This window comes from Candidatus Photodesmus katoptron Akat1 (genome assembly GCF_000478685.1).
Classification (GTDB): domain Bacteria; phylum Pseudomonadota; class Gammaproteobacteria; order Enterobacterales; family Vibrionaceae; genus Vibrio; species Vibrio anomalopis.
In genome coordinates, this window is sequence record NZ_AMSD01000002.1 from 14,042 (window position 1) to 38,887 (window position 24,846).

The following is a 24,846-nucleotide window of genomic DNA, read 5'->3' on the forward strand; positions in this document are numbered from 1 at the left end:
CTTAATATTAATTTAATTTTTTCGGTTTGAAAGAGTTTGAGATATCGCTTCTATATTATCTTTCGCATCACCAAACAACATTGCTGTATTTTCTTTAAAGAAAAGTTTATTTTGTATTCCCGCATACCCTGTGTTCATAGAACGCTTTAATATAATAACATTCCGAGCATGCCATACTTTCAATACAGGCATTCCTGCTATTAGACTATTTTCTTCTTCGAGAGCTGCTGGATTAACTGTATCATTTGCGCCAATAACTAAAACAGTATCAGTTTTACTTAGTTTATGATTTATTTCATCCATTTCAAAAACAAGATCATAAGGTACTTTAGCTTCTGCAAGAAGAACGTTCATATGTCCTGGCAGTCTACCAGCAACAGGATGAATTGCAAATTTTACATCAATATTTCGAGCTCGTAATTTTTCAGTCATTTCATACACTGGATATTGGGCTTGAGCTACTGCCATACCATATCCGGGAACAATAATAATTGATTTAGAATTTATAAGAGTTTTAGTAACATTTTCAATGTCTGTTGTGTAATATTTTCCTATTGTAGAATCTGAATCGATTGTTTGAATTTGACCAAATCCACCAGAAATTACACTAATGAATGAGCGATTCATTGCTTTGCACATAATGTAAGAAAGAATAGCACCTGAAGATCCAACTAGCGCACCAGTTATAATTAACAAGTTGTTTTGAAGCATAAAACCAGTTGCGGCTGCCGCCCAACCTGAGTATGAATTGAGCATTGAAATAACAACTGGCATATCAGCACCGCCAATAGAAGCAACTAAATGATATCCAAATGCAAGTGAAATTAAAGTTGTTGTAGTTAATATTAGCACTTTCCAATTAGTTCCAGTTTCTATGAACTGAAATAATAAAAATATGGAAATTAAAAGTGCAGCAATATTCCATATGTGCTTGTACGGAATGTTTAACGGTTTAGAAGAAAGGATTTCCCTTAGTTTTCCAAAAGCAACTAGTGAACCTGAAAATGTAATTGAACCAATAAAAATTGCTAAGAATATCTCAACTAAATGAATGACTTGTTCAGTTTGAGTTATATATTCTTCTTGAAGAAGAATATAATTATTATAGCCAACTAAAATAGCTGCCATTCCTACAAAGCTATGGAGAATTGCAACCAGTTCAGGTATTTTTGTCATCTCAACTTTCTTAGTGTATTTAATACCAATAGTCCCACCAATTAGCATAGCAATAACAGTCCAAATTAATCCTTCATATCCTTGAGAAAATATAGTTGCGATAAGAGCTATGCTCATACCTGCCATTCCGTAATAATTTCCTAAACGTGCCGTTTTTTGTTTAGAAAGACCGGCTAAGCTTAAAATAAAAAAGACAGCAGCAAGAATGTAAGCTGTATGTACTAATCCTGAAGACATATTGGATTCTCCTTCAATCTTTATGAAACATTTTAAGCATACGTTCAGTTATAGTAAACCCCCCGAATATGTTGATGCTTGCAATAAGCACGGCAATGAATGACAATAAAGTTACGATTCCACTGCCTTGTTCTATTTGTAATAATGCGCCAACAATTATGATACCAGAGATTGCATTTGTCACTGACATTAATGGGGTATGAAGTGCATAGGTTACATTCCAAACAACGTAATAACCGATTATGCAGGATAGAACAAGCACAGTAAAATGCTCAAAAATGGCTTCTGGAGCATTAAATGCAATCCAACCTAATACTCCTACGAGAACTGATAATATTAAAAATTTCTTTAATGATAATATAGGGTTAGCTGGATTAATCTTCGTTTTACTAACTGGATTAACCTTCGTTTTACTAAGTTTTTCTACTTGTTTTGTTGGAGATATTGATATTGGAATAGGTGGTGCTGGCCAGGTTATTTCCCCTTTTTTATGACGGTCACACTTCGCAAAATCACATCTTCAAGATTAATACTAATTTGACCATCTTTCCCTTTGCATAATAACTTAAATAGGTTAAGAATGTTAGTAGCGTAAAGTTCTGATGATTGACTAGGAAGTCTTGCTAGTATATTAGTATAGCCTATAACTTTGCTTCTGTTATCTGTTGTGACGACTTTATCAGGTATTGTATACTCACAATTTCCACCATTAGAAGCAGCAAGGTCAACTAGAACAGATCCAGGCTTCATATTATCTACCATATCTTTGGTGATTAGTATTGGTGCAGGTTTTCCTGGAATTAATGCACTAGTGATAATTATATCTATATCTTTGGTTTGGTTCGCATATAGTTCTTGAGCTTTTTTATTAAAATGATCGGACATTTCTGTTGCATATCCATCAGTCCTTTCTATCTTCTCTGTTGTTTTTTCTTTTACTTGCTGATAATTTATCTCTAAAAATTCAGCACCCATTGATTTTACTTGTTCTTTCACTTCAGAACGAACATCAAATGCTCGCACAATTGCACCTAGACTTCTAGCCAATCCTATGGCAGACAGTCCTGCAACACCAACACCTAGAACTAATACTTTTGCTGGTTCTATTCTACCTGCTGCTGTTATTTGACCACTAAGAAAGCGTCCAAATTGATGCGAAGCTTCTATTATTGCTCGGTAACCAGCAATATTTGCCATAGAAGATAAAGCATCTAGTGATTGGGCTTTAGATATTCTTGGAACTGCATCCATTGCTATTACATTAATATCTTTGCTAGATAGTCGCTTCATTAATTCAGGATTTTGAGCAGGCCAAATGAAACTTATGAGGGTAGCCCCTTTCTTGATAAGTGTTGCTTCATCAATATTATTTTTTGATCAAAAATAGGAGCATTAACCTTAAGAATAATATCTTTTTCCCAAACTTTCTTTGTTGAAACAATTCTTGCTCCTGAAGTTTCATAGTCTAAATCACGAAAGTTTGCTAGTTCTCCTGCTTTGGATTCAACAAAAACCTCAAAACCTAATTCAATAAGATGTTTAACTGATTTTGGACAAGCAGAAACTAGCTTTTCACCAGATCGTATTTCTTTAGGTATACCAACTTGCATAGACTATCCCTCAACTAGATTGTTATTGCATAGCAAAAACGACAAGCTTTTTATAAAAAACACTTAAAATTTTTTTATTTTAAATAATCTAACCATATTACTAATATATAATAAATGATGAAATCAAATACTAAATGATGACCCGCATCCACAAGTTGTCACAGCATTTGGGTTGTCAACGAAAAAGTAAGAACCTTTTAGCCCTTCTGTATAATCAACTACACCTCCAATCAAGTATTGGAGACTCATTGGATCAATAACTAAAGTTACACCTTGATTTTCAATAGTAGTATCACCATCATTAATGTTTTTATCAAAAGTAAACCCATACTGAAAGCCGCTACAGCCACCACCTGTAATATACACTCTTAGTTTTAACGCTAAATTTTCTTCTTCTAAAAGTAATGTCTTTACACGTATAGCTGCTGCATCAGAAAAAGTTAGTGGAATGTTTGTTTTATTCATAAATAATATTTCTTATATATTTAGGATATGGAAACCTTATTTTAATTGTCAGATTTAATCTGTCAGAAACAATAACAAAGTAAGCAATTAACTTAACAAAGTGTTACAAAAAAGTACAATCAATTATATGGATAAATTAATTTTTAATTAAGAAATGTTTACTGGATATTATAAATAGTTGAGTTGTTTCTGCTTTACATAGGAATAAATTAGCTAATTTAATATAATAAATATAGCTAAAAGCTTTTTATATTAATATTTTTTAGGATGAATGATATAAAGATTATGCGTAGAATATAAATTATTTCCCACTTTTATATAGTTTAAGTAATGAGTTTTGATACTTCCCGTTATGCAGAGATTCGTCCATATAATGACAAAGAGATTCCATCCGCTATAGCTAGATTGATTAATGATCGAGAATTTATTAATGCAATTCTTCGTTATCGTTTTAAAAATTATTCTCTTTGGTTAAAAAATCTAATGGCCCCATTTATGAGAATGTATTTAAAAATTAAATGGGCTAAATTAACTTCAGTTGAAGCTGTTCAACTTGAGGTTAAAAAACATTTATCTAGAACTTTGAAATCTACAACTGATGGAGTGACTTTTTCAGGTCTAGATAAGTTAGTTCAACACAAAGCATATTTATTTATTTCTAATCATCGTGATATTACAATGGACCCTGCTTTAATCAATTATGCTCTTCATCAGTTTAATCATAAGACTGCTCGTATTGCTATTGGTGATAATCTCTTAAAAAAATCCTGTGCTACAGAATTAATGAAGTTAAATAAAAGTTTTATTGTAAAACGTTCAGCAAAGGGTCCACGTGAAATCATGAAAGTGTTGAGCACTCTATCTAGTTATATTAAGCACTCGCTTGATACAGAAAATTCAATTTGGATTGCTCAGAAGGAAGGACGTGCAAAAGATGGTAATGACTTTACTGATCCTGCAATTTTAAAAATGTTTTATATTGAAGGACGTAAGAGAAAAATCAGCTTTCCTGAGTATATTAAATCTTTGCGTATTATTCCAGTAGCTATTTCTTATGAGAATGATCCATGTGATGTCGCAAAAGCATGTGAACTATATGAGCGTTCAAGTAAAGGAAGTTATAAAAAAGGAGAATTTGAGGATATCGAAAGTATTGTTCAGGGTATTCTTGGTGATAAAGGCAAAGTGCATATTGCATTTGGTGATATCATCGATCAGGTATTTAAAACTCCAGATCAATTGGCAATTGAAATTGACCGTCAAATCTATAAGAACTATAAACTTTTTCCAATTAATATGCTTGCTGCAGGAAGAAGTTGTGGAAAGTTTGAAAAAGATGTTTATCTCAAATTGCAAAAAAAGCTAGAATCTTTACCAATCGGAGCACATCAATACTTGTTAGATAGTTACGCAAACCCAGTTCGAAATCAAAAAAAACAATTTAATTTAGGAAAGGTACAGTTTTTTATTTATTAAAATAAGTATAATTTCTTGTATAAGATTGTAATTTATTTGGATATTTATCTGTTTTCGTTAGTTTTGTTTTGATCTAAGTGGATAGAGTGCTTATTCTCTTTTTTTAGCGAGATATATAGATAGTGCCTATTGTTTATTTTTATTTTATCTTCTAATAAAGATATTCATCTGTTATGTCTAGCATATTAATTATAGGCATCTCCTCCGGATTTAGAGGTAAATCTCATTTTTTTTCTCCATTACATTCTACTATATACTTAACAATTACAGTTATAGTTTAAACCTTAATTTTTTAGTCTAATTTAGAAGAAAACTAGTTGTTTGTAGTTATCTAGGGAGAAAATCTAAGTTAGATGATATAAATTATCAAATTTATAAGCAGTGTTTTTGTCTTGTTTTAGATGAAAATTTGATGTTAAAGTTCACTTCTAGGGTTACTCACTGTATCTAATTTATGGTTACTATGCATTTTAAAAGATACGTTTTTTTTGAGTGCTTGTTCAGCTAATCAAATTAGTTGTTTTGTGTTATTTACAAAATATTAAGTTATAGAACAGCTGATTTAATGCTTATTAAAGACCGTTTTTTTAGGAAATATAGAATGGTATTGGAAAATGATTTTTTGCAAAGTTGTTTGATTTTTCTTATCTCTGCTGTGATTGCTGTACCACTAATGCATCGTATAGGTTTAGGTTCTATAGTGGGTTATTTATTAGCAGGAATTATAATTGGTCCTTATGGATTTGGATTAATCGATGATGTTAAAGCAATACTGAATTTTTCTGAATTTGGTGTAGTACTGTTATTATTTCTTATTGGATTAGAACTTAATCCAACAAAACTGTGGCAAATAAAGGGCTCTATTCTAGGATTTGGAGGCACTCAAGTTATTTTTACGACAGTTTTAATTTCTATTATTGTTTATTGTATTGGAGTAAATTTAAATACTAGTTTAGTCATAGGAATGGGGTTAACACTTTCTTCTACTGCAATGGTATTGAGAGTTTTAGAAGAGCAAAAATTAATAGATAAGGAAGAAGGACGAGCTGGTTTAGCAGTGTTATTGTTCCAAGATATTGCAGTGATACCTATGTTAGCATTATTGCCTGTTTTAGCTGGTAATATAACATGGAATTGGCTAGATGCTTTGTGGAAGCTAAGTGCTATCCCGGCTCTTTTAGTTAGTGGACATTACATACTTAAGCCGTTATTTAAGTATGTGGCAATAAATGATATAAGTGAGTTATTTACTATTGCATCTTTACTGCTAGTTATAGGTATTTCTGTAGTGATGGAAATGCTTGGTCTATCTATGGTATTTGGTGCCTTTTTAGCAGGTCTTCTTCTCGCTGACAGTGAATATAGATATGAATTAGAAGTTGCTATTGAGCCTTTCAAGGGTTTATTGCTTGGTTTGTTTTTTATTTCTATAGGTATGATTATCAATTTAGGGTTACTTATTTTAGAACCTATAAAAATCATAACCGCAGTTTTGGCTTTAGTTCTTATAAAAAGTTGTATTTTGTACCTATTAGCTCAACTTTTCGTTAAATCTAATAAGTTAAGAAGAACAATTTCGGTGATATTAAGTCAGTCTGGAGAATTTGCTTTTGTGATTTTTGCTTCTGCTCAGAAACAGGGTTTGCTAAAAGAAGAATTTTCTTCTTTTTTACTTCTAGTAGTTAGCCTATCTATGGTTACTACACCAATATTACTTTTAGTTCAGATGAAATGGTTCTCTTCTATATTTAGTGATAAAAATAAGTCTAAAGATTTAATCCTTGACGTAGTCAATAATACAGCTCCTCAAGTTATTATTGTAGGATTTAGTCGTTTTGGGCAAATTCTTGCACAAATGATGCGTGTTAAACAAATTAAAATGACTGTGTTAGAGAATGATGTAAATCAAATAAACTTTTTGAGGAGATATGGCTATAATGCATTGTATGGCGATGCTACCCAGTTAAAATCACTATATGCAGCTGGAGCAGATAAAGCTACTATTATTATAATATGTACAGACATATCAAATAAAATAGTTAAAATTATTGCGCTGTGTAATCGTTATTTTCCTAAACTTAAAATTTTAGCTAGGTCACGAAGTTATCTTGAAGAACATCAATTACTAGTTCATGGAATTAAAAATTATTCAAGCGAAGTCGTTTTTGGTGCAACAGATTTAGGTAGACAAGTTTTAATAGCGCTTGGTATGCGATCATGTCAAGCTAAACAGGCTGAAGAAGATTTCAGAAAAATTAATAGTATTGTACTAGAGAAATTGTTTTCTCAATATAATGAAAATCAATTAAATGGATTAGAAGAGCAAGAACTAAGCAAAAAACTTGAAGAATTGTTCAGTTTTAAAATAAAAAATTTTTGTTAAAATTATAATTCTTATTAAGGAGTAATTTTTTAAAAAATATAATTTTAATTCAGATAATGTTGTTAAAAGAAGAAAAATTTTAAGTTTTGATTATATGAAAGTTTAATATTTAAAGGTAGATATTATGGTAAAACCGTTTTCTATTGCTATTCATGGTGGTGCAGGTGCTTTTCAAAGAAAGCAGATGAAGAAAGAAATTGAGTTATCTATAAAAAAAGATTTGGAGAGTTCTGTGTTAGCTGGACATTCAATTTTGAAAAAGTCTGGTGATGCCTTAGATGCAGCTGTTGAAGCAGTTAGAATTTTGGAGGATTCTCCAAATTTTAATGCTGGAAGAGGTTCGGTCTTCAACAATAAAGAGATTATCGAGATGGATGCTTCTGTTATGCATGGTAAAAAAATGACTGCAGGAGCAATTGCAGGAGTACGTCATATTAAAAATCCTATTATGTTAGCCAGGGATGTAATGAAGAAAAGCAAGCATGTATTGTTGGTTGGAGAAGGAGCAGAAGAATTTGCTTTTGAACATAATCATCAGTATATTAAGCAAGATTATTTCTATACAACTATTCAGTACAATCGATTGATTTATATGAAAAAAAGAGATTTATTTGAACTTTCTGATCCAGAGTATCTAAATAATAAATATGGTACAGTTGGAGCTGTTGCTTTGGATCAGCAAGGTAATCTTGCTTCCGCAACTAGTACAGGTGGTATTACTAATAAAAGGTATGGACGTGTTAGTGATTCAGCATTAATTGGTAGTGGAACAGTTGCTGAAAATGGTAATGTTGCAGTATCCACAACTGGAATAGGAGAAATATTTATTCGAAAAATGGTTGCAAGTGACGTAGCAGCTAGAATGCGCTATTTAGAAGAAGATATCATTACTGCTAGTGAATCAGTAATTCAAGGTGATTTAAAATCAATAGGTGGTGAAGGAGGTTTAATTGCAATAGATGCTTATGGCAATATTTGTTTTTCTATGAATACTTCTGGTATGTATCGAGCGAGTATTGATATTAATGGAAATCTTATCATAAAGATTTATTCTGATGACTAATTTAAAATTATTTTAGTAAATATAATTTGCACTAATAATCCGATTTGATAAAAATTGGCTGAAAAAAAAATGTTTAATGATAAAGTTTTTTCTTAATCAATAACTAAAGCCGGTTTTTATTAAAGATGGGTAATAATGTAGTGGTATTAGGTACTCAGTGGGGTGATGAAGGCAAAGGTAAAATTGTTGATCTTTTGTCCAGAAATGTGAAGTATGTGGTTCGTTATCAAGGTGGTCATAATGCAGGTCATACTCTTTTTATTAATGGGAAAAAAATTGTACTTCATTTGATTCCATCAGGTATTCTTAATAGCAATGCAACCTGTATGCTTGGTAATGGTGTTGTTCTGTCACCTGATGCTTTATTCAGAGAAATACACTTTCTTGAGAAAAGTGGGATTATTATCAGTCAGCGCCTTTTTATTTCTGAAGCTTGTCCATTAGTTCTCCCTTACCATGTTGCCATTGATCGAGCAAGGGAAGAAAAGCGTGGAGAAAAAGCAATTGGTACAACAGGTCGTGGTATTGGTCCAGCATACGAAGATAAAGTTGCTCGTCGTGCTTTACGAATTGGGGATTTATTCAATGAAAAAGAATTTTCAAAGAAATTAAAAAAAGTACTTGAATTTTATAATTTCCAGTTAAAATACTTTTATAAAGTTGAACCATTACTCTATAACCAAGTATTGGAAAAAGCAATGTTTTATTCGGAATCGCTAACCTCAATGGTCATAGATATTACAGATCAACTGGATAAAGCTCGTCAGCGTCAAGATAAAATATTGTTTGAAGGTGCGCAAGGTACATTATTAGATATTGACCATGGTACTTATCCTTATGTGACCTCCTCCAATACAACTGTTGGTGGTGTTGTTAGTGGTTCTGGTTTTGGTTTTCGTCATCTTAATTACATTTTAGGTATTGCGAAGGTTTACTGTACACGTGTAGGTTTTGGTCCATTTCCTACAGAATTAAATTGTGAAATTGGTAATTATTTAGGATTAAAAGGTAATGAATTTGGTGCCACTACAGGTCGTCAACGTCGTTGTGGTTGGTTTGATGCTGTTGCAGTACGTCGTGCAGTTCAGATCAATTCAATTTCAGGTTTTTGTTTAACTAAATTAGATGTGTTAGATGGATTGAAAGAGGTGAAAATTTGTACTGCTTATAAAATGAAAAATGGTTTCATTGCAAAAACTTTACCAATGTCTTTTAGAAATTTTGAGGAAGTTGTTCCTATTTATGAGACAATGCCAGGCTGGGATGACAATACAAGTGGTTCTAGAACATTAGAAGTATTACCTCAAGCATCACTTAATTATATTAAACGAATTGAAGAACTAATTGGTGTGCAGGTTAATATTATTTCTACTGGTCCTGAACGTGAAGAAACAATTATAAAAGTTCATCCATTTGATTTTTAGCCGTTAGTTTTTCAGTTTTATCTTGCAGAGTTGCTATTTTATGAATATTTTATAGAATACTTAAGTGATGAATCTAAAAATAATAATTCGATTAGGATTAATACTGTTATCATTACCAGCTTATGCAAAGTTAGGCACACCTATTCCTGTTTATACCGAGGTTGAATTAATTGAATTAATAGAAAAAAATCAGCATTTACAAAGGGTAAAATCTGATAATTGTCAATTAGTAGAAGATATTTTAGCACGTGCTAGCCGTGCTAGTTTGCCATCTTATGAGTTTTTATATGGTGATATGCTAACTTGGGGTGTGTGTGTTAATCAAGATGTTGAGCTTGGAATTCATTATATGAAACGTGCTGCTGTTCAAGGGTTACCAGCAGCTCTTGAACAGTTAGGGCGTTATTATGCACGTGGTCTATTTTTTCAACCCAATAAAGAACGTGCTATGTTTTATTTGAGGAAAGCTTCAGCAATAGGAAATTTAAATGCCAAAATCTATTTTGCTGAATTATTATTGAGCGAGTATGGAAGTCCTTTAGATTATGAAGATGCTTATCATTGGCTTCATAATTCAAGTGTAGCAGATAAGTCTGTTCGTAAGAAAATTTCAACTCTATGCAAAAGTTTAGAAATGCGTATGCCAGCAAATATTATTAGAAGAGTTAAAAATCAGGAACGCTTTCAATAAGTTTTGTTGTTTGCTCTCTCTAATCTCTAATTCTAATATAATATAACCATGCTAAAATCCTCAGTCAAAGAATGTGCACTTCATTTCATTTAAAATCAAGTTTGATTATATGTAGAAAAAAATGAATAACGATCCATTTTTATTCCGTGAATCTAAAAAGTATAAAAATCCTATTCCCAGTAGAGAATTTATTTTAGCTTATCTAGATAAGCTTCAGACACCTATTGATCATAATTCTTTATTTAAAGAACTAAATTTATCTAGAAAAGAACATTATAAAGCATTAAGACTTAGATTAAGGGCAATGGAACGCGATGGGCAGTTAATTTTAATTAATCGTTATCATTATGCTCTACCATACAAATGTGAAACAATGAAGGGGTTTGTAATCGGGCATAGACATGGATATGGCTGGTTTCGACCAGAAGGTCAAATAAGCAATCATATTGATGTATTTTTACCTCATCATCAAATGCGCACTATTATTCATGGTGATTATGTATTAGTACGTTCTTTTTGTGCATATAAAAATGCTCGAAAAGAAGGTCGGGTACTTCAATTATTAAAACAATGTAAAGATCAAATAGTTGGTCGATTATTCTTTAAAAATAATACTAAATATGTTTTAGCTAATGACTCTCGCATTAATCGTGATATTTTAATTCCAGACGATGATAGTAGTAATGCTCAAGTAGGTAATATAGTAGTGGTTGAAATTATTAACAGAAATGAACACTGCGCTAAGGGAATAATTGGGAAAATTATAGAAGTTCTTGGCGAAAGTATGTTACCTGGTATTGCTATAAAAGTTGCACTCCTTACTCACAAAATTCCTAATATTTGGCCTGATAATGTAGAAAAAGAAATCTCTAATTTTTTAAACTTTTCTGGAAAAATTTCAGAAAAATCGAAAAAAGGCAGACTAGATCTTCGAGATTTACCTTTTATTACTATTGATGATGAAGATGCTCATGATTTTGATGATGCGGTTTTTTGTAAAGCTCGAAAGAATGGAGGTTGGCGTTTATGGGTTGCTGTTGCTGATGTAAGTTACTATGTACATCCTAATAGTTATATAGATAAGGAAGCAATAAATCGCGGTAATTCAGTTTATTTACCTTCTCGGGTTATACCAATGTTACCTGAAGTGCTTTCTAATGGCTTATGTTCACTAAAACCTAAAGTAGATCGCTTATGTCTAATCTGTGAAATATCTATTTCAGATATGGGTAAGTTATTAGATTACAAGCATTATGAAGCAATAATATCTTCTCATAAACGTTTCACTTATAATGAAGTAAGTGCGATTTTAAATGGTGATAAAGTATTGCGTATTCTTTATAATCCATTTATTCGACATTTAGAAGAACTACATAAAATGTATAAAGTTCTAAAAAATGCACGAAATCATCGTGGTTCGATTGAATTTGATGTTTTTGCAACAAAAATTATTTTCTCTTGTAGATATAAAATTGATCGTATTGAACCTATCATTCGGAATGATGCGCATAAAATAGTTGAAGAATGTATGATCTTAGCTAATATTGCTTCAGCTTTGTTACTTGAGAAATCTAAAATACCTGTTCTGTTTCGTATTCATGACTCTCCAGATAATATTAATTTAAAGGAATTACGTATTTTTTTAGATAGATTAGGTTTGAATTTAACAGGAGGTTTAAAGCCATCTTCTAAGGATTATGCTAACTTAATCAGTAAAATAGCCAATCATAAAAATAAAGAGCTAATCCAAAGTGTTTTATTGCGTTCTATGAAACAGGCAGTATATAGCTCAAACAATACAGGTCATTTTGGATTAGGATTAAAAGTGTATGTGCATGTTACATCTCCCATTCGACGTTATTCTGATTTAGTATTGCACCGTTTGATTAAATATATTCTTTCTCAAGAAAATAATACCCTTACCAATAGTTACTATCGTTATTCATCTAGCGATATAAACTTTTATAGCGCACAATGTTCCATGACAGAGCGACGTGCTGATAATGTTAACAGAATGGTTTCTGATTGGTTTAAATCTGAGTATATAAAAGATTATATTGGAGAAGAATTTAATGGGATAATTATTCATATAACGCATTTTGGGTTTTTTGTTCGATTAGATGAATTGTATATTGATGGTTTAGTACATATCTCTTGCTTAACTAATGATTGTTACAAGTTTAATTTGCTTAATCAAAGCTTGATAGGTAAGAATTTTGGTATAAATTACCGCTTAGGTGATATAGTGAAGGTGAAGATTTTATCAATTGATTCAGAGCACAGCAAGATTACTTTAAAATTGGTTAAGGGAAAGTAAATGATAGGTATTAGTAAGAAATCAAACCTATTACTATCAAGTAGACAAGTGTGAAAGATGGTGATTAGATTGAGTAATAAAAACGAATTAATTTATGGAATTCATTCAATAAAAGCAGTTTTAAAAAAAGTGCCTGATCGATTGCTAGAGGTTTTTATCTTGAAAGGTAATTATAGTATTCGTATTTCTAATCTTTTAGATGAAATAAAAATATATTCTATTTCTATTCAAAAGATGAACCGTAGATCTTTGGATGCAAAAGTAGGTAATACAAAACATCAAGGTATAGTTGCTAGAATAAAAAAAACTAAAGAATTTCATGAAAATGATTTGTTTTTTATTTTATCGAAGCATAAACACCCCCTTATTTTAGTACTGGATGGTATAACAGATCCTCATAATTTAGGTGCATGTTTGCGCAATGCAGATGCTGCAGGTGTTCCATTAGTTATTGTTCCAAAAGATAGAACATCACCAATAACGGCAACTGTAAAAAAAGTTGCATGTGGTGCTGCTGAAACAGTAGGATTAGTTAGAGTCGTTAATTTAGCTCGTACTATTCGATTGCTTCAAAATCAAGGGTTTTTTTTTGTTGGTACTGATAGTAACGCTAAACGTGATATTTATCATACTAAATTGACAGGTTCTGTAGCGATTGTTGTGGGTGGAGAGGAAAAGGGTATTCGTCATCTAATTCGTGTAACTTGTAATGATCTTGTTAAGATTCCAACAGTAGGTAATATTACAAGTCTTAATGTTTCAGTTGCTTCAGGAATTTGTTTATTTGAAGCTCTTCGTCAACGTTTAGTATAGTCTAATTTTATAACTGCTGAGATAATGTGACTTGATAAGTGTTTTTAGCTGCTTTAAAAATAATTTTGTTTATTTTTAAAGCAAGCACTTGCATGTGAAATTGTGATCTGTATAATTCAGCACACTAGTTTAATCCAGATGTGAGTTTATCAGGTAGTCTGATTAAAAAGAGAACTGACTTCCCTGGTTCTAGTATTTTATTTAGTTTGGCCTCAGCTAGCGTTTGTGGCCAGCTGTGTTTATTGTCTTTTAAATAGCTTATTTGTTAGATAGAGTTTTATTTAGGGTCAATTCAAGGAAGATTAATTGGCAACGTATTCCTATATATTTTTTATGCTCGGATGTTGCAGTTATTCTATCGAATCAATCGCAATCGGTGTTTTTTATTTTTAATAAATACTTAATTATTACGCCGCTGCTTTATTGTACATTTAATTATTGGAGCTCTGTATCATGCAGAACCAACGTATTCGTATACGCCTAAAAGCTTTTGATTATAAATTAATTGATGCTTCCACTGCAGAAATCGTTGAAACAGCAAAGCGTACTGGTGCACAGGTTCGCGGTCCTATTCCTCTTCCTACTCGCAAAGAGCGTTTTACTGTTCTTATTTCTCCGCATGTTAATAAAGATGCTCGGGATCAATATGAAATTCGTACTCATAAGCGTCTAATTGATATTGTTGAACCAACAGATAAAACTGTTGATGCTTTAATGCGTTTAGATCTTGCTGCTGGCGTTGATGTACAAATCAGCCTAGGTTAAAGTAGAGGGATAAAAGGAATGATTGGTCTGATTGGACGTAAAGTAGGTATGACCCGTATATTCACGGAAGAAGGTGTTTCTACACCAGTAACTGTTATAGAAGTTGAAACGAACCGTATTTCTCAAATTAAAACTTTTAAAAAAGATGGCTATATTGCAATTCAGGTAACGACTGGTGATAAGAAACGTAGTCGTATTTCTAAACCAAGAGCTGGTCATTTTGCAAAATCAGGTATAGAAGCTGGTCGCGCTCTTTGGGAATTTCGTTTAAAAGATCAAAAGTTATTTAAATTAGGCGATGAACTAAATTTGAAATTACTTAGAAAGTATAAGAAAGTAGATATTACTGGAAAATCTAAGGGGAAAGGTTTTCAAGGTGTTGTCAAACGTTGGAATTTTCGCACTCAAGATATGAGTCATGGTAATTCTTTATCTCATCGTGCACCTGGCTCTATTGGACAGTGTCAAACTCCAGGTCGTGTCTTTAAAGGTAAAAAAATGGCAGGTCATACTGGATGTATTCGTGTAACGACGCAAAATTTAGATATCGTACGTATTGATATTAAACGTAATTTGCTTCTTATTAAGGGAGCAGTACCAGGTTCAATAGGTGCTGATGTTATTGTAAAACCAGCTATTAAACAAAACTATGACGTCTAGAGAGGGGTAGTATAGTAATGGAATTGATAGTTAAAGGTGGTGATACATTAACTGTTTCTGAAGCGATTTTTGGATGTGATTTCAATGAGGCTTTGGTACATCAGATTGTTGTTGCATTTAAAGCCGGTGCTCGTCAGGGCACTCGTGCTCAAAAGACACGTTCAGAAGTTTCTGGTGGTGGAGCAAAACCTTGGCGTCAAAAAGGCACAGGGCGCGCTCGTTCTGGTACTATTCGTAGTCCACTTTGGCGGTCAGGTGGTGTTACTTTCGCAGCAAAAATGCAAGACCATAGTCAAAAAGTCAATAAGAAGATGTATCGTGGTGCAATGAGAAGTATTTTTTCTGAGCTTGTTCGTCAAAAACGATTAGTAATTATTAATACTTTTTCTATACCTTTCCCAAAGACGAGGGAATTGATTGCTAAACTCAAAATACTTAATTTAAGTAATATTTTTATAGTGACTGATAAGATAGATAAAAATTTGTTTTTGTCTGCTCGTAACCTTTATGAGGTTGGTGTATCTCATGTGTCTGGTATTGATCCTGTATGCTTAATAGCTTTTGATAAAGTTTTGATAACTGTTTCGGCTCTCAAGAAAGTTGAGGAAATGTTAGCATGATTACTGAAGAGCGTATTTTAAACGTTATACGATTTCCGCATATCTCTGAAAAAGCAACTATTGCAGGAGAAAAGTTTGGAACTATTGTTTTTAAGGTTGCTAAAGATTCGACTAAAAAAGAAATTAAGTTAGCTGTAGAAGAGTTATTTAAAGTAAAGGTTAGGTGTGTAAATACTCTTATAATAAAAGGTAAGCGAAAACGTCAAGGTCGTCGTATTGATGTTAAGAAGGCTTATGTTCTCTTAGAGAAAGGTCAGGATATTGATTTTACTAGCAGTGCTGCGAAATAAATAACTGGAGTAGTTTAGAATGGCTATTATTAAGTGTAAGCCGACTTCCCCTGGTCGTCGTCACGTTGTCAAAGTTGTTAATTCGGAGTTACATAGAGGTAACCCATATAAACCTTTATTAGCAAAAAATTCTAAGACTGGCGGTCGTAATAATAAAGGTCGTATTACAGTGCGTCATATTGGTGGTGGACATAAACGTCGCTACCGTTTAATTGATTTCAAACGTAATAAAGATAATGTTCCGGCAAAAATTGAGCGTATAGAATATGATCCTAATCGCAGTGCTAATATTGCTCTAGTATTATACAAAGATGGTGAGCGTCGTTATGTTATTTTACCTAAAGGTATCAAGAAAGGTGATGAAATTCAATCAGGATTCAATGTTCCAATAAAAGTAGGTAATGCTTTACCAATGAGCAATATTCCAGTTGGTACCGTTGTTCATTGTATTGAGTTGAAGCCTAAAAAAGGAGCTCAGCTTGCTCGTTCTGCTGGTGCTTATGCCCAGATTATTGCTCGTGATGGTTTATATGTTACTATTAGATTGCGCTCTGGAGAAATTCGGAAAGTACTTTCTGATGGACGTGCAACAATTGGCGAAGTTGGTAATGCTGAATATATGCTGCGAGCTTTAGGTAAAGCAGGTGCTAAGCGCTGGCGTGGTGTTCGTCCTACTGTGCGTGGTGTAGTGATGAATCCAGTTGACCATCCACATGGAGGAGGTGAGGGGAGAACATCTGGAGGTCGTCATCCAGTTTCACCTTGGGGTGTACCAACAAAGGGCTTCAAGACCCGAAAAAACAAACGCACTGACCGGTATATTGTGCGTCGTCGTAATAAATAATAGTGAAGAGGAATCAGCATGCCACGTTCTCTTAAGAAAGGGCCTTTTATTGATTTACATTTGTTGAAAAAGGTAGAGAAAGCGGTAGAAAGTTCAGGGAAAAGACCTATTAAAACTTGGTCTCGTCGTTCTATGGTTATTCCAAAAATGATTGGTTTGACTATTGCTGTGCATAATGGTCGTCAACATGTTCCAGTTTTTATAACTGAGGAAATGGTGGGCCATAAATTGGGCGAATTCTCACCAACTCGGACTTATCGCGGTCACTCTGCAGATAAGAAAGCTAAAAAGCGTTAAAGGAAGGAAATAGCAATGGAAGCACTAGCTAAACATAACTTTGCTCATATTTCTCCTCAAAAGGCTCGTTTAGTAGCTAACCAAATACGAGGACAAGCTGTAGCTCAAGCTTTAGAACTTTTAACCTTTAGCAATAAAAAAGCCGCAGGATTAATCAGGAAAGTGCTTGAATCAGCAATTGCTAATGCAGAGCATAATGAAAATGCAAATATTGATGATTTGAATGTTGCTAAAATTTTTATAGATGAAGGTCCTATTATAAAGCGCATTATGCCTAGAGCAAAGGGTCGTTCGGATCGCATCTTTAAGCGGTCAAGCCATATCACCATTATTGTAGCTGATCGACAAAGTAACTAGGAGAGGAAATAATGGGTCAAAAAGTACATCCAAATGGTATCCGTCTTGGTATTGTTAAGAATTGGAATGCTACATGGTTTGCTAATACTAAAGATTTTGCTGGTAACTTAGATAGTGATTTTAAGGTGCGCAAGTTTTTATCTAAAGAACTAGAAAAAGCTTCTCTCTCACGTATAGTTATTGAGCGCCCAGCTAAAAGTATTCGCGTAACCATTCATACTGCTCGTCCAGGTATTGTTATTGGAAAAAAAGGGGAAGATGTTGAAAAGCTAAGAACAGCTGTAGCTAAAATTACTGGTGTTCCAGCTCAAATTAATATTGCTGAAGTACGTAAACCTGAACTTGATTCTCAGCTTGTAGCTGATAGTATTGCATCTCAATTAGAGCGTCGAGTTATGTTTCGTCGTGCTATGAAACGTGCAGTACAAAATGCTATGCGATTAGGTGCTAAAGGTATTAAAGTAGAGGTGAGCGGTCGATTAGGTGGTACTGAAATTGCGCGTTCTGAATGGTATCGTGAAGGTAGGGTTCCTTTACATACTTTGCGTGCTAATTTAGATTATTCACTTTCTTCTAGTAAAACTCAATATGGTGTTATTGGAGTTAAGGTTTGGATTTTTAAAGGTGAGATTTTAGGTGGCATGCCAATTACCATGTTAGATAAAAAAACTGATAAATCTAATAAAAAGCAGCGTAAAGGTCGTAAATAAGGAGTTAAAAAATGTTACAACCCAAGCGCACTAAGTTTCGTAAGGTCCAAACTGGCCGAAATCGTGGTTTAGCAAAGGGTACTAGTATAAATTTTGGAAACTTTGCTTTAAAAGCAGTAGGACGTGGCCGATTGACTGCTCGTCAGATTGAAGCTGCTCGTCAAACAATGACGCGTCATATTAAACGTCAAGGCAAAATTTGGATACGTGTATTTCCGGATAAACCAATTACAGAAAAACCTCTTGAGGTTCGTCAAGGTAAGGGTAAAGGTAATGTTGAGTATTGGGTAGCGCAAATTCAACCTGGTAAAGTAATGTATGAAATGTCTGGTATTTCTGAAGAATTAGCTCGTGAGGCTTTTCGACTTGCTGCTCGAAAATTGCCATTTAAAACTATGTTTATAAGTAAACAGGTCATATCATGAAAGCAAGTGAACTTCGTAAAAAAAGTATTGAAGAACTAAAGTCTGAACTTTTTGGTATGTTGCGTTCTCAGTTAAATTTACGTATACAAGCAGCGACTAATCAGTTAAAAAAACTGATACTTTAAAAAGTATTCGTCGTGATATCGCGCGTGTTAAAACCGTTTTAACTGAAAAGGCAGGCAGCTAAAATGAACGAACAAAAACGTATTGAGAAGGGTTATGTTATTAGCAATAAGATGGATAAATCTATCGTTGTTGCCATTGAGCGAATGGTAAAGCATCCAATTTATGGTAAATTTGTTAAACGTACCACAAAAGTGCAAGCACATGATGAAAATAATGAATGCAATTTTAATGACCAAGTTGAGATAGCAGAATGTCGTCCGCTATCTAAAATGAAGTCTTGGACATTAATTAAAGTTTTTAAAACCAAAAAGTATAGCGTAGTTTATTTATAGTTTTTTTTGTGGCCACTTAGCGTGATCCAGTCAGCTTGGATTAGTTGCATTACCAATTCATTAAAAATGATGATATAGCCTAGCTATTTTCCTATTATCTGAATTTAGGAACGAATTGTTACTTGCAGAAAAAGTGGGTATATTTAAAATATTACATTAGTGGAGTATGGACATGATCCAGATGCAAAGTACACTCGATGCTGCAGATAACTCTGGAGCTCGTAGAGTAATGTGCATTAAAGTATTGGGTGGTTCTCGTCGTCGTTATGCGCATATCGGGGATGTTATTAAGGTTACAGTTAAAGAAGCAATCCCTCGTAGTAAAGTAAAAAAGGGTGATGTTCTTAAAGCGTTAGTAGTTAGAACACGGAAGGGTGTTCGTCGCTATGATGGTTCCATTATTCGTTTTGATCGCAACGCTTGTGTATTGTTAAATAATAATACAGAGCAACCAATCGGCACACGTATTTTTGGTTCAGTTACGCGTGAACTTCGCGCTGATATGAGATTTATGAAGGTTATTTCTCTAGCTCCAGAGGTTTTGTAGGAGTACTTATAAATGGCAAATAAAATTCGTCGTAATGATGAAATCATCGTTCTTACTGGAAAAGATAAAGGAAAGAAGGGGAAGGTAACTAAAGTTTTTACGAATGGTAAAATCATAGTTGAAGGTGTTAACTTTATGAAAAAACACAAAAAACCTATATTAGATCGAGGTCAGAAAGGTGGCATTGTTAGACAAGAAGCAGTTATTGATATTTCTAATGTAGCAATTTTTAATATAGCTACAGGTAAAGCGGATCGTGTCGGTTTTCGTTTTGAAAATAATAAGAAAGTTCGTTTCTTTAAATCAAATGGCGAAATTCTTCCTAATTAATAAAATTTGGAGTTGGAATGTGGAGAAACTTCATGATTACTACAAATCATCTGTAGTTAATAGACTCACTAAAAAGTTTGATTATGCTAGCGTTATGCAGGTCCCTAGAATTGAAAAAATCACTCTAAATATGGGTGTTGGGGAGGCAAGTAATGATAAAAAGCTACTAGAAAATGCTGTGCATGATATGGCCAAAATTTCTGGTCAGAAACCGATTATGACCAAGGCGCATAGATCCGTTGCTAGTTTTAAGATTCGTGAGGGTTACCCAATTGGTTGTAAGGTAACATTACGAGGTAGTCGTATGTGGGAGTTTTTCGAACGTTTGATTTCAATTGCCCTTCCTCGTGTTCGTGACTTTCGGGGTGTTAGTTCTAAATCTTTTGATGGAAAGGGAAACTATAGCATAGGTATACGTGAGCAGATTATTTTCCCTGAAATTGATTACGATACGGTTGATCGTGTTCGGGGGCTTGATATTTCTATAACTACATCTGCTAAAACTGATGATGAGTGTTATGCTTTGCTAGCTGCTTTAAATTTTCCATTACGTAAGCGCAATTTAAGCTAAGGATGTTACTTTTATGGCTAAACAATCGATAAAAGCTCGTGAAGCTAAGCGGGCTAGGTTAGTAGCAAGGTTTGCCGCTAAGCGTTCTTGTTTCAAGTCTATTATTAGAGATTTAAATGTTTCAGATGAAGAACGTTGGAAGGCAGTGCTAAAGTTACAATTATTGCCACGCGATTCAAGTCCAACACGACAACGCAATCGTTGTAATCGAACTGGTCGTTCCAATGGTTATTTACGTAAATTTGGGTTAAGCCGTCTTAAGGTTCGAGAAGCCTGTATGAAAGGCGAGATTCCAGGTCTTCATAAAGCTAGTTGGTAATTCTTATTTAATTCATTTGGAGTGAAAATTATGAGCATGCAAGACCCTATTTCTGATATGTTAACTCGAATTCGTAATGCTCAAGCAGCAAGCAAATTGTCAGTGAAAATACCATCTTCAAAGTTTAAAATAGCAATTGCTAAGTTGCTTAAAACTGAGGGTTATATTATTGATTTCAACATTGAAAAATCAATAAAGTCTGAGCTGGAGATTATACTTAAATATTTTCGAACTCGTCCAGTAATTGAACAGATACAGCGTGTATCACGTCCTGGTTTACGTGTTTACAAGAAAAAAATGCACTTCCATTAGTAATGGGTGGTTTAGGTGTGGCTATTGTATCCACTTCTCAAGGATTAATGTCTGATCGCATTGCTCGCGAAGTAGGTCTTGGTGGTGAAATTGTGTGCTATGTCGCTTGAGGAAAGTAAATTATGTCTCGTGTTGCTAGAATGCCTGTTATCATTCCGAATGGAGTGAAGGTAAATCTTAATGGTCAAAAGATTATTATAATAGGCAATAGGGGTCAATTGGCCTATATGATAAATACTGCTGTTGCTGTTTTTAAGGAAGATAATAATAAGTTAATTTTTTCTGTGCATGAAAAGAACACAGATTTAACTTATGCCAATGCACAAGCAGGCACAGCTCGTGCGTTAGTAAATAATATGGTTATCGGTGTTGTTAATGGATTTGAAAAAAAACTGCTTCTAAAAGGAGTTGGGTATCGAGCTTCTGTAAAAGGTAATCGGTTAGTTTTAATGCTTGGTTTTTCACATCCATTAAATTATATCTTTCCTAAAGAAATTCAAATAGAATGTCCAAGTCAAACAGAAATTGTTATTACTGGTTGTGATAAACAGTTAGTAGGCCAGGTTGCAGCCAATATTCGTTCTTACCGAAAACCTGAACCTTATAAAGGTAAAGGAATTCGTTATGTAGACGAAATGATTCGTACAAAAGAAGCTAAGAAGAAGTAAGTAATTATTATTTGATAGAGGAGAGGTTATACTGTGGATAAGAAATCATCTCGTATTCGTCGAGCTATGCGTTCGCGTAAAAAAATTTTAGAGTTAAAAGTAGCTCGTTTGATGATACACCGTACTCCTCGTCATATGTATGCCCAGATTATTGCATCAACTGGTTCTGAAGTAATAGCTTCAGCTTCTACTGTAGAAAAATCAGTTCGTAATCAAGTTACAAATAACACAGGTAATATCAGTGTAGCTAAAATAGTAGGGAAAATAGTTGCAGAGCGAGCTCTTAAAAAAGGTGTTTCTACCGTTGCATTTGACCGTTCTGGTTTTCGATATCATGGTCGAGTAGCAGCATTAGCTCAATCTGCCCGTGAAGCTGGTCTCAAATTCTAAGGTAGTAGGTTTATTACATATGGCTAAAGAACAACAACTAAATGATTTACAAGAAAAATTAATTTCTGTTAACCGTGTCTCTAAAACGGTTAAGGGTGGTAGAATTATGAGTTTTACTGCACTAACAGTGGTTGGTGATGGTATCGGTCGCGTTGGCTTCGGGTATGGTAAAGCTCGAGAAGTACCAGCTGCTATTCAAAAAGCGATGGAAAAAGCTCGCCGTAATATGGTTACTATTGCACTTAAAGGAAACACTCTGTTTCATGCAGTGAAAGGGCGTCATTCAGGTTCTAAAATTTACATGCAGCCTGCTTCAGAGGGCACTGGTGTAATAGCAGGTGGTGCAATGAGAGCAGTACTTGAAGTGGCTGGTGTGCATAATGTATTAGCAAAATCATATGGTTCCACTAATCCTATTAATGTTGTTCGTGCTACAGTTTCTGGTTTGTTAGATGTGAAATCTCCTAAAATGGTTGCTAGAAAGCGTGGACTAACTGTTAAAAAAGTTTTTGGATAAATAGAAAGGTTATCTTATGGGAACTATAAAAGTGACACAAATTAGAAGTTTGATTGGACGGATACCGAATCATAGAGCTTGCCTTAAGGGTTTAGGTTTACGAAAAATAAATCATACAGTAGAACTTGAAGATACACCATCTATTCGCGGTATGATAAAAAAGTTTATTATATGCTTAAGGTTGAGGAGCGATTAGTATGAGATTAAATAGGCTATCTCCTATGCCTAATTCTAAACGTTCTAAGAAGCGTGTAGGGCGTGGAATTGGTTCTACTTTTGGAAAAACGAGTGGTCGTGGTCATAAAGGACAAAAGTCACGTTCCGGTGCTAGTATTCCTGCAGGTTTTGAAGGTGGACAAATGCCTTTAAAAAAGCGGCTGCCTAAATTTGGTTTTACTTCTCGTAAAAGTTTATTTTCTGCTCAGGTTCGATTAGCTGAATTAGAGAAAGTAGCTGACGATGTAATTGATCTTAACACTCTTAAAAGTGCTAATGTAATTGCTAAAAATATTCGGTTTGTTAAAATTTTTCTTTCTGGTAGTCTTACTAAAATAGTAACTATTAAAAGTTTACGCGTAACTAAAGGTGCAAGAGTAGCAATTGAATCGTTAGGTGGTAAAGTGGAGTAATCACTGTTAAATGAGGTATGAATGCTAAAAAAAATAGGCAAAGATTTGACTAATATTAATCAGTTGAAATCACGGTTGCTTTTTGTAATTAGTGCATTGTTAGTATTTAGGGCAGGATCTTTTATTCCGATTCCAGGTGTTGATGCGGTTGTTCTTAGCGATGTATTTGAGCAACAAAAGGGAACTATCATTGAAATGTTTAATATGTTTTCTGGTGGTGCTCTGGCTCGAGCATCAATTTTAGCGTTAGGCATAATGCCTTATATTTCTGCTTCAATCATTATACAATTGTTGACTGTACTTTATCCAACCTTGTCAGAAATTAAGAAGGAAGGAGAAATAGGTCGAAGAAAGATTAGCCAATATACACGTTATACTACACTTCTCTTGGCAACACTCCAAGCCATTAGTATTGCAATTGGTTTACCAAATATGGTTGATGGTCTTGTTGTAATCAATCAAGCTGTTTTTACTTTAGTTGCAACTATAAGTTTAGTAACTGGAACTATGTTTTTAATGTGGCTAGGTGAACAAATTACAGAGCATGGAATTGGCAATGGTATTTCTTTGTTAATTTTTTCAGGAATTGTTGCTGGACTTCCTTCAGCAGTAGGACAAACAATTGAGCAAACACGTCAAGGTGAATTACATGTTCTGATTCTTTTTTTGATAGGGATATTGGCTTTCGCTGTGATATATTTCGTTGTTTTCATTGAGCGTGGTCAACGCTGTTTAGTTGTTAACTATTCTAAGCGTCAACAAGGTCGTAAGATTTTCGCTGCTCAAAGTAGTCACCTGCCTTTAAAAGTGAATATGGCTGGTGTTATACCTGCGATCTTTGCTTCAAGTATTATTTTATTTTTGGGAACATTAGCCCAATGGTTTGGTCAATCTCTCCATAGTTCTATTTGGTTGAGTACTATATCTTTTGCTTTGAGTCCAGGACAACCCTTATATGTGATGTTATATGCAACGGCGATAATATTCTTTTGTTTTTTCTATACACCTTTGATTTTTAATCCACGTGAAACTGCAGATAACTTAAAAAAATCTGGTGCATTTTTACCTGGTATTCGTCCGGGAGAACAAACATCTAGATATATTAATAAAGTAATGTCACGTTTAACGCTTGTTGGAGCTTTGTACATTACTTTTATTTGTCTAATTCCTGAGTTTATGATGGTTGCTTGGAATGTGCGTTTTTATTTTGGTGGAACGTCTTTGCTTATTGTAGTAGTTGTGATTATGGATTTTATGGCACAAGTACAGACTCATCTCATGTCACAACAGTATGATTCTGTATTAAAAAAAGCAAATTTAAAAGGCTATAGTCGTTAATTTAGATTTAATTACGGAGTTTTATCAAATGAAAGTTCGAGCTTCTGTTAAAAGGATCTGTCGTAATTGTAAGGTAATTAAGCGAAACGGTATTGTTCGTGTTATTTGTATTGAACCAAGACACAAGCAACGGCAGGGTTAACT

General features: G+C 33.7%; 29 protein-coding genes and 4 pseudogenes. 30 read left to right on the forward strand and 3 right to left on the reverse strand.

From position 1 onward, the window contains the following. Positions 1 to 12: 12 nt before the first annotated feature. The 3 genes and pseudogenes from pntB to erpA form a co-directional block, all read right to left on the reverse strand. Complete coding sequence (pntB, locus tag O1U_RS02500) at positions 13 to 1,413, reverse strand: Re/Si-specific NAD(P)(+) transhydrogenase subunit beta (RefSeq protein WP_016503835.1); 1,401 nt, start codon at positions 1,411 to 1,413, stop codon at positions 13 to 15. A 13-nt stretch (positions 1,414 to 1,426) separates the two neighbouring features. Continuing rightward, positions 1,427 to 3,023, reverse strand: a pseudogene (locus O1U_RS02505) (Re/Si-specific NAD(P)(+) transhydrogenase subunit alpha). A 123-nt stretch (positions 3,024 to 3,146) separates the two neighbouring features. Then, positions 3,147 to 3,488, reverse strand: coding sequence for an iron-sulfur cluster insertion protein ErpA (gene erpA / locus O1U_RS02515; protein WP_016503837.1), 342 nt, complete (start codon positions 3,486 to 3,488; stop codon positions 3,147 to 3,149). Positions 3,489 to 3,818: 330 nt separating this feature from the next. Here erpA and O1U_RS02520 point away from each other — a divergent pair, with 330 nt between their 5' ends. From O1U_RS02520 to rpmJ, 30 genes and pseudogenes are all read left to right on the forward strand, one after another. Then, a complete protein-coding gene (locus tag O1U_RS02520) occupies positions 3,819 to 4,964 on the forward strand; it encodes a 1-acyl-sn-glycerol-3-phosphate acyltransferase (protein ID WP_016503838.1) in 1,146 nt (381 codons plus the stop codon). A gap of 601 nt (positions 4,965 to 5,565) precedes the next feature. Further along, positions 5,566 to 7,347, forward strand: a complete 1,782-nt coding sequence (locus O1U_RS02525; protein WP_016503839.1) for a monovalent cation:proton antiporter-2 (CPA2) family protein — start codon at positions 5,566 to 5,568, stop codon at positions 7,345 to 7,347. A gap of 124 nt (positions 7,348 to 7,471) precedes the next feature. Further along, positions 7,472 to 8,410, forward strand: coding sequence for an isoaspartyl peptidase/L-asparaginase family protein (locus tag O1U_RS02530; RefSeq protein WP_016503840.1), 939 nt, complete (start codon positions 7,472 to 7,474; stop codon positions 8,408 to 8,410). A 125-nt stretch (positions 8,411 to 8,535) separates the two neighbouring features. After that, the gene (locus O1U_RS02535) at positions 8,536 to 9,834 is read left to right on the forward strand and encodes an adenylosuccinate synthase (RefSeq protein ID WP_016503841.1); all 1,299 of its coding nucleotides are present in this window, start codon (positions 8,536 to 8,538) and stop codon (positions 9,832 to 9,834) included. 67 nt (positions 9,835 to 9,901) lie between these two features. Beyond that, on the forward strand, positions 9,902 to 10,525 hold the full coding sequence (locus tag O1U_RS02540) for a tetratricopeptide repeat protein (protein WP_016503842.1): 624 nt from the start codon (positions 9,902 to 9,904) through the stop codon (positions 10,523 to 10,525). A gap of 121 nt (positions 10,526 to 10,646) precedes the next feature. Continuing rightward, the gene (gene rnr, locus O1U_RS02545) at positions 10,647 to 12,842 is read left to right on the forward strand and encodes a ribonuclease R (RefSeq protein WP_016503843.1); all 2,196 of its coding nucleotides are present in this window, start codon (positions 10,647 to 10,649) and stop codon (positions 12,840 to 12,842) included. Between the two features lie 69 nt (positions 12,843 to 12,911). After that, positions 12,912 to 13,655, forward strand: coding sequence for a 23S rRNA (guanosine(2251)-2'-O)-methyltransferase RlmB (gene rlmB, locus O1U_RS02550; RefSeq protein WP_241761345.1), 744 nt, complete (start codon positions 12,912 to 12,914; stop codon positions 13,653 to 13,655). A 453-nt stretch (positions 13,656 to 14,108) separates the two neighbouring features. After that, positions 14,109 to 14,420 (forward strand): 30S ribosomal protein S10, encoded by a 312-nt coding sequence (rpsJ, locus tag O1U_RS02555; protein ID WP_001181007.1) that lies wholly within the window; start codon positions 14,109 to 14,111, stop codon positions 14,418 to 14,420. Positions 14,421 to 14,438: 18 nt separating this feature from the next. After that, on the forward strand, positions 14,439 to 15,080 hold the full coding sequence (rplC, locus tag O1U_RS02560) for a 50S ribosomal protein L3 (RefSeq protein ID WP_016503845.1): 642 nt from the start codon (positions 14,439 to 14,441) through the stop codon (positions 15,078 to 15,080). 17 nt (positions 15,081 to 15,097) lie between these two features. After that, a complete protein-coding gene (gene rplD / locus O1U_RS02565; RefSeq protein ID WP_016503846.1) occupies positions 15,098 to 15,700 on the forward strand; it encodes a 50S ribosomal protein L4 in 603 nt (200 codons plus the stop codon). Continuing rightward, the gene (rplW, locus tag O1U_RS02570; RefSeq protein WP_016503847.1) at positions 15,697 to 15,990 is read left to right on the forward strand and encodes a 50S ribosomal protein L23; all 294 of its coding nucleotides are present in this window, start codon (positions 15,697 to 15,699) and stop codon (positions 15,988 to 15,990) included. Before rplD ends, rplW begins: the two co-directional genes overlap by 4 nt. Before the next feature lie 19 nt (positions 15,991 to 16,009). Then, positions 16,010 to 16,834: a 50S ribosomal protein L2 gene (gene rplB, locus O1U_RS02575; RefSeq protein ID WP_016503848.1), complete on the forward strand. Its 825-nt coding sequence runs from the start codon at positions 16,010 to 16,012 to the stop codon at positions 16,832 to 16,834. A gap of 18 nt (positions 16,835 to 16,852) precedes the next feature. Next, complete coding sequence (rpsS, locus tag O1U_RS02580; protein WP_016503849.1) at positions 16,853 to 17,131, forward strand: 30S ribosomal protein S19; 279 nt, start codon at positions 16,853 to 16,855, stop codon at positions 17,129 to 17,131. Between the two features lie 15 nt (positions 17,132 to 17,146). Further along, a complete protein-coding gene (rplV, locus tag O1U_RS02585) occupies positions 17,147 to 17,488 on the forward strand; it encodes a 50S ribosomal protein L22 (protein ID WP_016503850.1) in 342 nt (113 codons plus the stop codon). A gap of 11 nt (positions 17,489 to 17,499) precedes the next feature. After that, entirely contained in the window at positions 17,500 to 18,198 is a 699-nt protein-coding gene (gene rpsC, locus O1U_RS02590; protein WP_016503851.1) for a 30S ribosomal protein S3, read from the forward strand. An 11-nt stretch (positions 18,199 to 18,209) separates the two neighbouring features. Beyond that, the gene (rplP, locus tag O1U_RS02595) at positions 18,210 to 18,623 is read left to right on the forward strand and encodes a 50S ribosomal protein L16 (RefSeq protein ID WP_016503852.1); all 414 of its coding nucleotides are present in this window, start codon (positions 18,210 to 18,212) and stop codon (positions 18,621 to 18,623) included. After that, a pseudogene (gene rpmC, locus O1U_RS02600) lies at positions 18,620 to 18,810 on the forward strand (50S ribosomal protein L29). Before rplP ends, rpmC begins: the two are co-directional and overlap by 4 nt. A gap of 1 nt (position 18,811) precedes the next feature. Then, on the forward strand, positions 18,812 to 19,081 hold the full coding sequence (gene rpsQ, locus O1U_RS02605) for a 30S ribosomal protein S17 (protein WP_016503854.1): 270 nt from the start codon (positions 18,812 to 18,814) through the stop codon (positions 19,079 to 19,081). Between the two features lie 172 nt (positions 19,082 to 19,253). Next, the gene (gene rplN, locus O1U_RS02610) at positions 19,254 to 19,628 is read left to right on the forward strand and encodes a 50S ribosomal protein L14 (RefSeq protein WP_016503855.1); all 375 of its coding nucleotides are present in this window, start codon (positions 19,254 to 19,256) and stop codon (positions 19,626 to 19,628) included. Positions 19,629 to 19,640: 12 nt separating this feature from the next. After that, on the forward strand, positions 19,641 to 19,958 hold the full coding sequence (rplX, locus tag O1U_RS02615) for a 50S ribosomal protein L24 (protein ID WP_016503856.1): 318 nt from the start codon (positions 19,641 to 19,643) through the stop codon (positions 19,956 to 19,958). A gap of 19 nt (positions 19,959 to 19,977) precedes the next feature. Continuing rightward, positions 19,978 to 20,529 carry a 50S ribosomal protein L5 gene (gene rplE / locus O1U_RS02620; RefSeq protein WP_016503857.1) on the forward strand — a complete coding sequence of 184 codons (552 nt, stop codon included), beginning with the start codon at positions 19,978 to 19,980 and terminating at the stop codon, positions 20,527 to 20,529. Between the two features lie 13 nt (positions 20,530 to 20,542). Continuing rightward, positions 20,543 to 20,848, forward strand: a complete 306-nt coding sequence (gene rpsN / locus O1U_RS02625) for a 30S ribosomal protein S14 (RefSeq protein ID WP_016503858.1) — start codon at positions 20,543 to 20,545, stop codon at positions 20,846 to 20,848. 30 nt (positions 20,849 to 20,878) lie between these two features. Next, positions 20,879 to 21,270: pseudogene (gene rpsH, locus O1U_RS02630) on the forward strand (30S ribosomal protein S8). Positions 21,271 to 21,282: 12 nt separating this feature from the next. Further along, positions 21,283 to 21,828: a 50S ribosomal protein L6 gene (gene rplF, locus O1U_RS02635; protein ID WP_016503860.1), complete on the forward strand. Its 546-nt coding sequence runs from the start codon at positions 21,283 to 21,285 to the stop codon at positions 21,826 to 21,828. 33 nt (positions 21,829 to 21,861) lie between these two features. Next, entirely contained in the window at positions 21,862 to 22,218 is a 357-nt protein-coding gene (gene rplR, locus O1U_RS02640) for a 50S ribosomal protein L18 (RefSeq protein ID WP_016503861.1), read from the forward strand. 19 nt (positions 22,219 to 22,237) lie between these two features. Beyond that, positions 22,238 to 22,735, forward strand: coding sequence for a 30S ribosomal protein S5 (gene rpsE, locus O1U_RS02645; RefSeq protein ID WP_016503862.1), 498 nt, complete (start codon positions 22,238 to 22,240; stop codon positions 22,733 to 22,735). Positions 22,736 to 22,751: 16 nt separating this feature from the next. Further along, a pseudogene (gene rpmD / locus O1U_RS02650) lies at positions 22,752 to 22,936 on the forward strand (50S ribosomal protein L30). Next, on the forward strand, positions 22,933 to 23,364 hold the full coding sequence (gene rplO / locus O1U_RS02655; protein WP_016503863.1) for a 50S ribosomal protein L15: 432 nt from the start codon (positions 22,933 to 22,935) through the stop codon (positions 23,362 to 23,364). The pseudogene rpmD and the gene rplO overlap by 4 nt, the downstream one beginning before the upstream one ends. A gap of 21 nt (positions 23,365 to 23,385) precedes the next feature. Further along, positions 23,386 to 24,702, forward strand: coding sequence for a preprotein translocase subunit SecY (secY, locus tag O1U_RS02660; RefSeq protein ID WP_016503864.1), 1,317 nt, complete (start codon positions 23,386 to 23,388; stop codon positions 24,700 to 24,702). A gap of 28 nt (positions 24,703 to 24,730) precedes the next feature. Then, positions 24,731 to 24,844 (forward strand): 50S ribosomal protein L36, encoded by a 114-nt coding sequence (gene rpmJ / locus O1U_RS04840; protein WP_016503865.1) that lies wholly within the window; start codon positions 24,731 to 24,733, stop codon positions 24,842 to 24,844. Positions 24,845 to 24,846: the final 2 nt, after the last annotated feature.

Coding starts and splice junctions, on each gene's coding strand:
- pntB (WP_016503835.1), bottom strand. CDS start 1,413: ATGTCTTCAGGATTAGTACATACAGCTTACATTCTTGCTGCTGTCTTT.
- erpA (WP_016503837.1), bottom strand. CDS start 3,488: ATGAATAAAACAAACATTCCACTAACTTTTTCTGATGCAGCAGCTATA.
- O1U_RS02520 (WP_016503838.1), top strand. CDS start 3,819: ATGAGTTTTGATACTTCCCGTTATGCAGAGATTCGTCCATATAATGAC.
- O1U_RS02525 (WP_016503839.1), top strand. CDS start 5,566: ATGGTATTGGAAAATGATTTTTTGCAAAGTTGTTTGATTTTTCTTATC.
- O1U_RS02530 (WP_016503840.1), top strand. CDS start 7,472: ATGGTAAAACCGTTTTCTATTGCTATTCATGGTGGTGCAGGTGCTTTT.
- O1U_RS02535 (WP_016503841.1), top strand. CDS start 8,536: ATGGGTAATAATGTAGTGGTATTAGGTACTCAGTGGGGTGATGAAGGC.
- O1U_RS02540 (WP_016503842.1), top strand. CDS start 9,902: ATGAATCTAAAAATAATAATTCGATTAGGATTAATACTGTTATCATTA.
- rnr (WP_016503843.1), top strand. CDS start 10,647: ATGAATAACGATCCATTTTTATTCCGTGAATCTAAAAAGTATAAAAAT.
- rpsJ (WP_001181007.1), top strand. CDS start 14,109: ATGCAGAACCAACGTATTCGTATACGCCTAAAAGCTTTTGATTATAAA.
- rplC (WP_016503845.1), top strand. CDS start 14,439: ATGATTGGTCTGATTGGACGTAAAGTAGGTATGACCCGTATATTCACG.
- rplD (WP_016503846.1), top strand. CDS start 15,098: ATGGAATTGATAGTTAAAGGTGGTGATACATTAACTGTTTCTGAAGCG.
- rplW (WP_016503847.1), top strand. CDS start 15,697: ATGATTACTGAAGAGCGTATTTTAAACGTTATACGATTTCCGCATATC.
- rplB (WP_016503848.1), top strand. CDS start 16,010: ATGGCTATTATTAAGTGTAAGCCGACTTCCCCTGGTCGTCGTCACGTT.
- rpsS (WP_016503849.1), top strand. CDS start 16,853: ATGCCACGTTCTCTTAAGAAAGGGCCTTTTATTGATTTACATTTGTTG.
- rplV (WP_016503850.1), top strand. CDS start 17,147: ATGGAAGCACTAGCTAAACATAACTTTGCTCATATTTCTCCTCAAAAG.
- rpsC (WP_016503851.1), top strand. CDS start 17,500: ATGGGTCAAAAAGTACATCCAAATGGTATCCGTCTTGGTATTGTTAAG.
- rplP (WP_016503852.1), top strand. CDS start 18,210: ATGTTACAACCCAAGCGCACTAAGTTTCGTAAGGTCCAAACTGGCCGA.
- rpsQ (WP_016503854.1), top strand. CDS start 18,812: ATGAACGAACAAAAACGTATTGAGAAGGGTTATGTTATTAGCAATAAG.
- rplN (WP_016503855.1), top strand. CDS start 19,254: ATGATCCAGATGCAAAGTACACTCGATGCTGCAGATAACTCTGGAGCT.
- rplX (WP_016503856.1), top strand. CDS start 19,641: ATGGCAAATAAAATTCGTCGTAATGATGAAATCATCGTTCTTACTGGA.
- rpsN (WP_016503858.1), top strand. CDS start 20,543: ATGGCTAAACAATCGATAAAAGCTCGTGAAGCTAAGCGGGCTAGGTTA.
- rplF (WP_016503860.1), top strand. CDS start 21,283: ATGTCTCGTGTTGCTAGAATGCCTGTTATCATTCCGAATGGAGTGAAG.
- rpsE (WP_016503862.1), top strand. CDS start 22,238: ATGGCTAAAGAACAACAACTAAATGATTTACAAGAAAAATTAATTTCT.
- rplO (WP_016503863.1), top strand. CDS start 22,933: ATGAGATTAAATAGGCTATCTCCTATGCCTAATTCTAAACGTTCTAAG.
- secY (WP_016503864.1), top strand. CDS start 23,386: ATGCTAAAAAAAATAGGCAAAGATTTGACTAATATTAATCAGTTGAAA.
- rpmJ (WP_016503865.1), top strand. CDS start 24,731: ATGAAAGTTCGAGCTTCTGTTAAAAGGATCTGTCGTAATTGTAAGGTA.